The 8,538-nt window shown below is 43.3% G+C and carries 10 protein-coding genes; 2 read left to right on the top strand and 8 right to left on the bottom strand.

Annotation, left to right across the window (positions count from 1 at the left end; all coding sequences use genetic code 11):
- Window positions 1-193 precede the first annotated feature (193 nt).
- From BW716_RS33825 to BW716_RS33800, 6 genes are all read right to left on the bottom strand, one after another.
- Entirely contained in the window at window positions 194-562 is a 369-nt protein-coding gene (locus tag BW716_RS33825; protein WP_083730476.1) for a hypothetical protein, read from the bottom strand.
- A 186-nt stretch (window positions 563-748) separates the two neighbouring features.
- Entirely contained in the window at window positions 749-1,567 is an 819-nt protein-coding gene (locus BW716_RS33820; RefSeq protein WP_143709197.1) for a hypothetical protein, read from the bottom strand.
- A 56-nt stretch (window positions 1,568-1,623) separates the two neighbouring features.
- On the bottom strand, window positions 1,624-1,830 hold the full coding sequence (locus BW716_RS33815; RefSeq protein WP_083730474.1) for a hypothetical protein: 207 nt from the start codon (window positions 1,828-1,830) through the stop codon (window positions 1,624-1,626).
- Window positions 1,831-1,841: 11 nt separating this feature from the next.
- Window positions 1,842-2,237, bottom strand: a complete 396-nt coding sequence (locus tag BW716_RS33810; RefSeq protein ID WP_083730473.1) for a hypothetical protein — start codon at window positions 2,235-2,237, stop codon at window positions 1,842-1,844.
- A complete protein-coding gene (locus tag BW716_RS33805) occupies window positions 2,221-3,135 on the bottom strand; it encodes a HEPN domain-containing protein (protein ID WP_083730472.1) in 915 nt (304 codons plus the stop codon). The genes BW716_RS33810 and BW716_RS33805 overlap by 17 nt, the downstream gene beginning before the upstream one ends.
- Window positions 3,136-3,166: 31 nt before the next feature.
- A complete protein-coding gene (locus tag BW716_RS33800; protein WP_083730471.1) occupies window positions 3,167-3,904 on the bottom strand; it encodes a HAMP domain-containing sensor histidine kinase in 738 nt (245 codons plus the stop codon).
- 274 nt (window positions 3,905-4,178) lie between these two features.
- Between BW716_RS33800 and BW716_RS33795 the strand changes: the two genes are divergently transcribed.
- Complete coding sequence (locus BW716_RS33795) at window positions 4,179-4,577, top strand: helix-turn-helix transcriptional regulator (RefSeq protein ID WP_083730477.1); 399 nt, start codon at window positions 4,179-4,181, stop codon at window positions 4,575-4,577.
- Between the two features lie 203 nt (window positions 4,578-4,780).
- Here BW716_RS33795 and BW716_RS33790 read toward each other — a convergent pair whose 3' ends face one another.
- Together BW716_RS33790 and BW716_RS33785 are read right to left on the bottom strand one after the other, a co-directional pair.
- Window positions 4,781-6,439: a hypothetical protein gene (locus BW716_RS33790; protein ID WP_083730470.1), complete on the bottom strand. Its 1,659-nt coding sequence runs from the start codon at window positions 6,437-6,439 to the stop codon at window positions 4,781-4,783.
- Between the two features lie 16 nt (window positions 6,440-6,455).
- The gene (locus BW716_RS33785; RefSeq protein WP_083730469.1) at window positions 6,456-7,361 is read right to left on the bottom strand and encodes a hypothetical protein; all 906 of its coding nucleotides are present in this window, start codon (window positions 7,359-7,361) and stop codon (window positions 6,456-6,458) included.
- A gap of 604 nt (window positions 7,362-7,965) precedes the next feature.
- Between BW716_RS33785 and BW716_RS33780 the strand changes: the two genes are divergently transcribed.
- Window positions 7,966-8,361, top strand: coding sequence for a transposase (locus BW716_RS33780; RefSeq protein WP_179091390.1), 396 nt, complete (start codon window positions 7,966-7,968; stop codon window positions 8,359-8,361).
- Window positions 8,362-8,538 lie beyond the last annotated feature (177 nt).

The raw sequence follows: 8,538 nt of genomic DNA, 5'->3' as shown, positions 1-8,538 counted from the left end.
TAGGGTTACTCTGTTGTTGGGTGATTTGCACCAGCAGGGTACCTTCCTGCTCATTAATGCCTTCTACCTGCCAGTGCAGGCGGTTATTGAATAGTATGCGAATGATGTCCAGTAAAACATCGTTGGGAATAGTGTATGAACTGGTTGTAGCCGGTTTGTTAGCAATTTGCATGGGGATGTGTTTTTTAAGTTCTTAATCCATCAGCGAGATACCGGTTACTGTATGCTGGTTATCGCCAATAGCTTTGTTATGGTTTTGTTTGTACCGCTTCTTCCACTTCTTTACCTGTTTTTTCAGTCTTGCTTTTTCAGGCTCCTGGACTGGCGGTTGCGGGTGCTTTTGTGTATATAACCAATAAGCCAGCAGGCAGAGGCCCGCTACAATAATCAGCGGATGAGCCAATAACTTATACCATTGTTGTACCCCCTCCTTTTCTGTGGGTAACACACCAGATAGGCGGTTTAACAGGTCCTGCGGAGCTATAGACGTTTTGGGGGCTTTCTCCCTTGCCGCTGCTGGATCAGGTGGTGATTGTTTTGAGTCAGGTGTTATTGTTGACATACAGGTTGGGTTTACCGGTAAACGGAAGTGATGTTTTACGTTTACCGTTCTGTATGCAAAGATGAGAATAGAAAGAGGGCTGGTATCCCCCTATAGGGATACCTATGTTTTAAAAATAGAAAGTAGGCTTCAAGTGAGGATACCGTTTAACGGTAAGCTGTTTGTATTAACGGTAAGCGGGAGCTATTATTTCCTGATCCGTTTTTCATGCTGCCGGATATCTTCATCAATAAGGGCAACAGCACTGTCCAGGTGAAGATTCGTAAAATAAGGGCGGATGTATTGAAGGTCTGCCAGCAACTGCAATCCGGCTTTGTGATCAGGTATTTTAGCGTATTTCTTATAGATGTCTGAGTTTTGCAGGCTGGTAAACTTTACCCCTGTCAGCAGGTGAGCCAGCCTTACTACATCACTGATGTTGCCATTATCCCGGTGTTCTGTCTGAAAGCCCGCTTTGAGTAAGTAATATAAAGTCAGCAATTGCCGGTAGCGGGTTGCCTCTTTATCCGGTTCTTCTGTAGCAGGTGCAGTTACAGTTTCTAAGTCAAGCCCCTCCGGCTCCTTTTGCAGGTAAAGGAAATGAATGGCCCAATCCAGCACGTTTTGGCAGCGTTGGAGAAATTGACTGATTTCATCCGCTGATAAAGATTGTTCCGCACCTGTTAAGCTGTTGAAGACCTCACTGGAATAAATCTCTTTCTGCGCCAGCACGGTATCGTAGTAAAAATAGGCGTAAAAGCCCTTGCTCACGTAAGGCTTAAGGGTTTTGCCGTAGCGTTTGAGTAACGCTAAATCCCTTGCTTTGTACTGATGCCAGAATTGATCGTTATGAGCACTCTCTTGCCGGGCCAATTGTACAAGACTTAGCAGGTGTTCGGTGATTTCCAGTTGTTGCAATAAGGTATAGTGTTCCATTATTGCCTCGTAGTCATGCTGGAATTTTTGTACCAGTAAAGGGGCAACATGGTTGCGGGGTGGGTTTAAGGGAGTTTCTTTCGTAGGCATGCTACTAATATAATAAAAACCGGTAATAATTTCCCCTCCCTTATTTGCCGGGTACCTCATCCCGGGTTGTCCCTCTCTTCCTCCTTTGTAAAGGACAGGAATACCTTTGTGGCTTTTACAATTACAGGATCATTGGTATGCAGAAAATCGTTTACTGATACGTGGTTAACGTAAAACTGTACCAATGCCTGTAAGGTACACTGGGTAATTTCCGTAAGGATATAGCTGTCGTGCGTGTGGCGCAGGGTAAGTCGCTTTTTCATGTGGTTATTATTTATTGCCGGTTATTGTGCTTGTGCAGTTGCTGATACCATTCCTTTATCAGGGCTGTATAGCTCTTTGTATGATCTGGCTCGCTTATCAGCGCGATCGTCTGTTGGGTATAGTATATACATATTTCTCTTTTAACCTTATCCGGGATCGCCGTAATGTGAATTGTATGCGTATAGACCGCAAACACCGATGTAGCTAAAGAATAAATATCTTCTTCCTCGTTTAATACATAGGAGACTATCAGGATATGATCTATCCAGAACTGGATAGCTTCCTGCTCATCTACTCCCAGTTGCTTACAGGCTATTTGGAAGGTTACAGGCAGGAATATTTCTATCGTCATGCTTGGTCCTGATCTGTCGATATTATCAGGGGGGCGGTTAAGCTGTTGTCTCATGTGTTGTTGTTATAGGAAATACAATTGGTTGTTCCCTATCCAGTTCTTGCAGCTTTTCCTGGTAAAGGGATTTGGCTACGGACATTAATTCCTTTATCCTGTCTATGAGGATAGCAGCCTTTTCAGCAGGTACAGTATAATCTTCTTTATAGCGGGCATCCGAATAGGCTTTGTTTAACAGGTTGAATAGTTCCGTTTCTTCCCTTGTCAATCGGGGAAAAATAACGGATGGCTCCATGCTAAAGTTGTCTATCAGGGCCAGTAAGCGGGAAAGGTTATGGGTAGTTGACCGGTAGCCAGTGATGCCCCTTAATAAAGCCATGCAAGTATGCTGTGCTGCCTGATGGAGGTTAAATACTGCCTGCTCCGGCCAGTTGTCCTGCTGGCAATCAGTCGCTGTCTTGATAAACCGTTGGGCAGTAGTGAAACACCGGTTCCATTGGATGGTAATCCGGGTTTTCATCTCTTCTTTCGTCGGTTCAACGGGCAGGTCCGCAGTCAATGGTTTTCCATTGCTATAAACAGGTACGGCTTTACGGTAAACGGTGGTATCGAAACGATAACCTGCAGGCAGCCCTTCCATAAATGCTGCATACTTCTGCACCATACAGGTGATTTCACAGGGTAATGATGCCGCTTGCTGCTCTATCAACTGGATAAGTTCATATTCCGGTCGTTTTTCTGTATCGGTGGTTAGGATCATCAAGTCGAACGTTGTCGGAAATATCGTTTCCCGGTAACCTTCACCCGGCCAGAAGCAACTCCAGTCCTGCATAATGGTAGTACGGGTGCCCAAGCACCAGATCAGTTCCGGTTGGAGAACAAGCAGAATTTTCTCTATCAGCTTTGCCAGTTGTATGACCTGCTGTTTGGACAGATGGGGTAAATGTGCACGCATAGGTACTTTTTTAGGTTATTTAGAGGGCGGTTTAACGGTAAATGGGAAGGGTTAACGTAAAAACGGTATTTCCCTGCTCGCTTTGCACAGCAAGAGCACCGCTCAACGCCTGTGCATACTGCGCGCTGAGAAACAGTCCTAGCCCGGTGCCTGCCAGGCCATTGTCTAACCTCTCGTATGGTATAAATAAACGGGAGGCTTTTTCCGGTGGGATTTCCATGCCCTGATTGATAACCTGTAGACAGATTACATCACTTTCCAGGCGGCATTTTACGGTAATAACAGTGCCGGGATGGCTGTATTTAAGGGCATTGGAAAGCAGATTTTGAAGTATCTGCCCCAGTTTTACAGGGTCTGTGGTAACCTGTATATTTTCCAGCGAGGGATGCAGTATCAGGCAAATATCCTTTTGTTGCAGGGCCGCAGTCCTTTCCTGTTGGCGAATGACCGGTGTTATCCATGAACGGAAATCAATCTGGCAGTAGGCAGGTGTAATATCCAGTTTACCGTTATGGAATTTTACGGTAGCAAGCATATTGTCCAATATATGTAAGGTATCAAGGGTAGTAGTTTCCAGCGCCTGAAAGAAGGCCTCTGACATGCTGCCTTCGCGGATATACCGGCAGACCTGGATAGTGCCGGCTACCTGTGTGCGTAGTTCATGGGCAAACATACCGAGAAACAGCTCTATGGACTGTGGGGTGCTTTGGGGAGCTAATGCAGCTGGTGGCAATGTGGTAATAGTATTGCTTTCAAGTGAGATTGGCATAACTGGCTAGTTTAATGGTGTTAAGGGAGATGGTTGTCCATAACAGCCCCGGTAGCGTATTGCACCACTGGCGGCTGTTGGATACCTGATTCGTATGGTAAATTACCATCCCCGGTAACCGTACCCCACTAAGCGAGCCTGTGCATTAACAAAAATTAGTTGTATTTTACCGGATAGTTAACCGGGAATAACCCTTGGTATCTCACCAGCCCGGATGAAGTAGGATACCAAATTATTAGTTTTCAATATCTTTGTGACTATGACAATTACCAGTATGCCTGAAAAAGTACACCAAGGACGCGCGGTAAAACGCCTTAGAGAAATCCTGCATGTTAAACAGGATGTATTGGCTGATGCCCTCAATATCAGCCAGCAGAGTGTTTCCTTATTGGAAACCAAAGAAACCATTGAGCCGGAACAGTTGGAGTTGATTGCTAAGACGCTGAAGGTGCCGGTGGATGCGATTAAGAATTTTAATGAGGATGCGGCGATTAATAATATCGCTTGTAATTTTAATGACAATTCTGCAATTAATTATAAACCTGTATTCAATCCCATCGACAGATGGATCGAAGCCATTGAGGAAAATAAAAGATTATATGAGGCTCTATTGAAAAGTGAAAGAGATAAGATTGCTTTGTTGGAGAAGATGTTAGCAGAAAAGAAAAAATAGATGCTTTTTTGTTTAGACCACTTATAGAGCATAAGTGGTCTTTTTTATTTAAGAAGGTATAGTTTCTTTTTATTTAGATGCATATATGCCATTTTTTAAAACAATACGTCAACCACTGACTTATCTATTCGTATTAGAAAAAACGGCTGTGAATGTATCGCAACCGTTAGACTTATCAAGCAAGTCATATGCATCAATGCAGGTTACTTCTTTTCCTCTTGCTTTTTGTCTCCATCGGACACCTTGCTATCTGTGGCGCCGGCATCAGCTGTGTTGATCTTAGATTTAAATAGTGGTATATTGAAGCTCACAGAGACAAAGCTGTTTGTTTTGAATACTTTTTTTGTCAACAAGCTTTTATCACCGATAGTAGTAAATTGATTGTATTGGTATGGATCTGATAATTGCTCTACAAACCCTGCAGCACATCCATAGGTGACAATAAACCGGCCATTTCTACCGAGTAGTAAGCTGCCTCCACCGAGGTAGCGAATGGAAGGATTGGGTCCGATGGATAGGGCTGCACCCAATGTAGCACTAATATTAAACCAGCTGCTTATCCTTGGATAAGCATGCATAAGTGCTGCTACTCCAAAATCGACTGGTTTGTCGTCTGTCTGGCGTGTTATCTGGTTGCGCCTGTTGTAAACGGAGTCACGGCCAAACTGATCCGGCATAATACTGCTATCTGGCCGCAGGCTAAAGCTTTCATTACGCAGCCCGGAGATAAATAACCCAGTACTAAAGTCAAACTTCCAGCCGCCCACAGTCTGCACTTTGATTGGCTGATGGTCAACGATTACTGGTAGCTGGGCATCTTTCTTTGGGAGTATCGATAATGTAAAAATGTATTCATCTACATTCTGTACCTGTGGTATGTAATAGCTATAGTAGTTTCTCGTATTGATAAACACCTTATATTTATTCAAGGCAAGGGTAACACGTTCTTTGTAGATGTCGTTTATGCCCTGTAGTTCTCCGGCAATAAAAGATACTAGGTTACTTTTGGAGGGGTCAAAATTATATTGACCCGTGAAGTAAGCCTCTATGGCATCTTTTCTTTTTTGAACAAAGTCACAGATGTCGTCACATTCGCGGGCTTGTTTTAACGCGGTGATAATGGCATCCAATTGTTCGTTTAGGCTTAGGACATCCGCTAGTATCTGCGCTTCGTGAGCACTTGCGCCGTGTGCCCCAGCACTGAAGTAGGCTTGCTCAAACAGCGCTGGCATGTCTGTATTATAGTTAGCAAGTTCGCTGCTAACTATCACGCTATCTCTGAAGGGGTTGATATTCTTTACAATGAATTTATAGGGTTTATTGACTTTCGGCCAAAGTGTCCTTTTTCCCTGTTTACTTGGCGTTACGTCGTTCTTTACAAAGTTATAGATGAGTGTTCGTCCGCTTTCATCGCAAGGCACACAAACTGCTTTGACGCTTGCCATCCAGCCAGCAAGTGCTCCTGAGATATTAATGCCGGCGGCCGGTAGTTTATCCAAGATAGCTATGTCTGCAAATATTTTTTTGGCACTACTTGCGTCAATAAGATAGATCTTAAAGCCAAGATTATTCAGTGCTGCACCGGCTGTGTATGCTTTACTCACATCGGCTGGAAGATAAGCAGCTCCAATGGGCATATCGTGCGAGTCGCTGAAAACAAGCTGTGTGTTTGCAGTCATGTTAGTCACAATAATGGTGAAATTAACCAGGTTGGGCGCGTTCTCTATGACGATCTGTTTTGTATCCGGCTTGATGGGGATGTCGGACGTAGTTCCTGCAGCGTCAGTGTACCGGAAAGTAATATCCTGCGCTAAGGCTGAGGTGGAGAACACAAATGCAATAAACAAGGTTAGTAGTTTCATAAACGTTCGATTGATTTTAAATGATTCTGAATGGCAAAAATTTGAATATTTCATAATATGGAATAATGAATGTTGATTCCTTGTTGCCACCAAGGATAATCCCAACGACAGAATTGTCAGGGGCTAATACGATGCCTCCCGAGTCGCCTCTTTCTGAACATCGTTTTACGGTAATAAGTTTAAAGAATTGCATATAGACAGTGTTGCAGGGAGCATTATCGGATAACACGGGTAATACAAAACCACTTCTATATCGCCGTAGGTATGCTTTTACCGGTTTACCACGCAGCCTGCTTTCAAAGGGACCTGGTAGAAAATCTCTACCTATCCGGATACCATCGGGAAGAACATTGTTCACAGTGGCGGGGCCCAAGCTAACAAATGCGACATCCCGCCTGGATGTTACCTCACCTTTATAAAGACGTCCAGTAAAGCCAGCCACGCCAACGTCGTACCTGGTATCACTATGAGCGTCATATTCCAGTTTATTATGATCAAGAAGGCCGGCCGCTGCAACGTGAAAGTTCGTCACAGCAAATATGTCTGTGCCATTATTGGTCACAAAAACTCCCAGCGTGCCTTTTTCCCCGGTCGGGAGGTCTCTAATTTCATCGAGTGTAGCTGCATGGAATTTGAATTCACCAGTTTGTTTAACGTCGGTTTTAACGCGTCGAGTTTTTCCATCCGGGAATTCAATTAAAAAGTCCGCTGGTATGATTTCATTTTCATCAAGCTGGGAGGGCCGCTTTTTTTTAACAACATGAAATGCAATGGCGTAATAGTTTTTCTTCTGACGCTTCGTGATTTTTTTATGGACCTGCACACTGGTCAGGTTTTGGCCATACTGTTTGAACCAATCGCTTGCATGTTCCTCGATGTAGGTTTCGAGGAAATGAATTTTGTTCCGGGTTTGTGTATGCATAAGTCAGAAAGTTAATTAGTTAACTCATGATTTACATTTGGGCATCCGGTTCAAGTATGCTCAAGTGGAAACGTTCATTTATGGTTGAACGTTGAACTAGCCGTTTATGCAGCCATTACTAAACATAGCAAAGCACACATATTGCCAAGATCCTAGGACAGTTCCAAAATAAAAGAGGGGTATACCTGTTAGCGCACAGTAGTCAGCAGCACATGTAAAACGCAGAGAAGATCATATTTTGGCAGCTGGGGAACACAATTCATTATTAAATAAATGATCTTCCATGTCGTTTTTGCAATGTTATGGATTTTGTTGGGTAATAAAAATACCAAGTACTTGGTATTTTTGTATTTCACCTTTTGTTGTATAACGGCTGAATTTCAGGTGGCATGGGTCTTGTTCGCGACAACCTGAATTGGTTGATTATCTTGGAAACGCTTATGAATAGAATTTCCGTTGAAATAGCATTTTCAAACTAATTGCAGTTGTTCTAAAATAGTAGCGTGAGTTTCTGTTATTGGTTTGCGAGTTGCCGTTGCATCAACAACATATTGATCGTATAGATCGCAGACTGGAACAATATATTCAGTCTCACTCCACTGAGGTGGAATTGTTGGAAACCGTTCCGGGAGTAAGCCACGAAACTGAAGGTATTGTATCAGAAATAGGTTTTGATATGAGCGTTTTCCCAACAGCTGACCATCTTGCTTCATGGGCCGGTGTATGTCCGGGAAATAATGAGAGCGCAGGCAAAAAGAAAAGTAGCCGTGTCACGCAGGGTAACAAAATATTAAAAATTGTGCTTGTTGAAGCGGCCTGGGTAGCTTCCAGAATGAAAACAAGCTGGTTCAAAGCTAAGTATTATGTGCTGGCGGTAAGAAGGGGTAAGAAAAGGGCTTTATTAGCTATCGCACACAAGATATTAATTGCGGCTTACCATATTCTCAAAGACGGCCTGCCTTACAAAGCCCCGGAGTTAAAATATTTAACTTCTAAATAGATCGTCCTTTTATTGATTCCTTCGAGATCGAAATAAAAACTGATCAAATCCATAAGGAACCAACGGTTGTTGCCTTTGAGCACGTAGAAAAAATTCTTCTTTTACCGATGGATTTATCAAATTATTAAGCAAAATCGGATGGCCTTACCTTTATCTCTTTCATAAAAAACCCTCATG

It is taken from the genome of [Flexibacter] sp. ATCC 35208 (genome assembly GCF_001975825.1).
Lineage (GTDB): Bacteria > Bacteroidota > Bacteroidia > Chitinophagales > Chitinophagaceae > Chitinophaga.
Note: the sequence above shows the minus strand (reverse complement) of the source record. Positions and strands in the feature narration are given on the sequence as shown.

What these genes read in the sequence shown, in the direction of transcription:
- BW716_RS33825 (WP_083730476.1), bottom strand. Translation starts at nt 562, where the DNA reads ATGTCAACAATAACACCTGACTCAAAACAATCACCACCTGATCCAGCA.
- BW716_RS33820 (WP_143709197.1), bottom strand. Translation starts at nt 1,567, where the DNA reads ATGCCTACGAAAGAAACTCCCTTAAACCCACCCCGCAACCATGTTGCC.
- BW716_RS33815 (WP_083730474.1), bottom strand. Translation starts at nt 1,830, where the DNA reads ATGAAAAAGCGACTTACCCTGCGCCACACGCACGACAGCTATATCCTT.
- BW716_RS33810 (WP_083730473.1), bottom strand. Translation starts at nt 2,237, where the DNA reads ATGAGACAACAGCTTAACCGCCCCCCTGATAATATCGACAGATCAGGA.
- BW716_RS33805 (WP_083730472.1), bottom strand. Translation starts at nt 3,135, where the DNA reads ATGCGTGCACATTTACCCCATCTGTCCAAACAGCAGGTCATACAACTG.
- BW716_RS33800 (WP_083730471.1), bottom strand. Translation starts at nt 3,904, where the DNA reads ATGCCAATCTCACTTGAAAGCAATACTATTACCACATTGCCACCAGCT.
- BW716_RS33795 (WP_083730477.1), top strand. Translation starts at nt 4,179, where the DNA reads ATGCCTGAAAAAGTACACCAAGGACGCGCGGTAAAACGCCTTAGAGAA.
- BW716_RS33790 (WP_083730470.1), bottom strand. Translation starts at nt 6,439, where the DNA reads ATGAAACTACTAACCTTGTTTATTGCATTTGTGTTCTCCACCTCAGCC.
- BW716_RS33785 (WP_083730469.1), bottom strand. Translation starts at nt 7,361, where the DNA reads ATGCATACACAAACCCGGAACAAAATTCATTTCCTCGAAACCTACATC.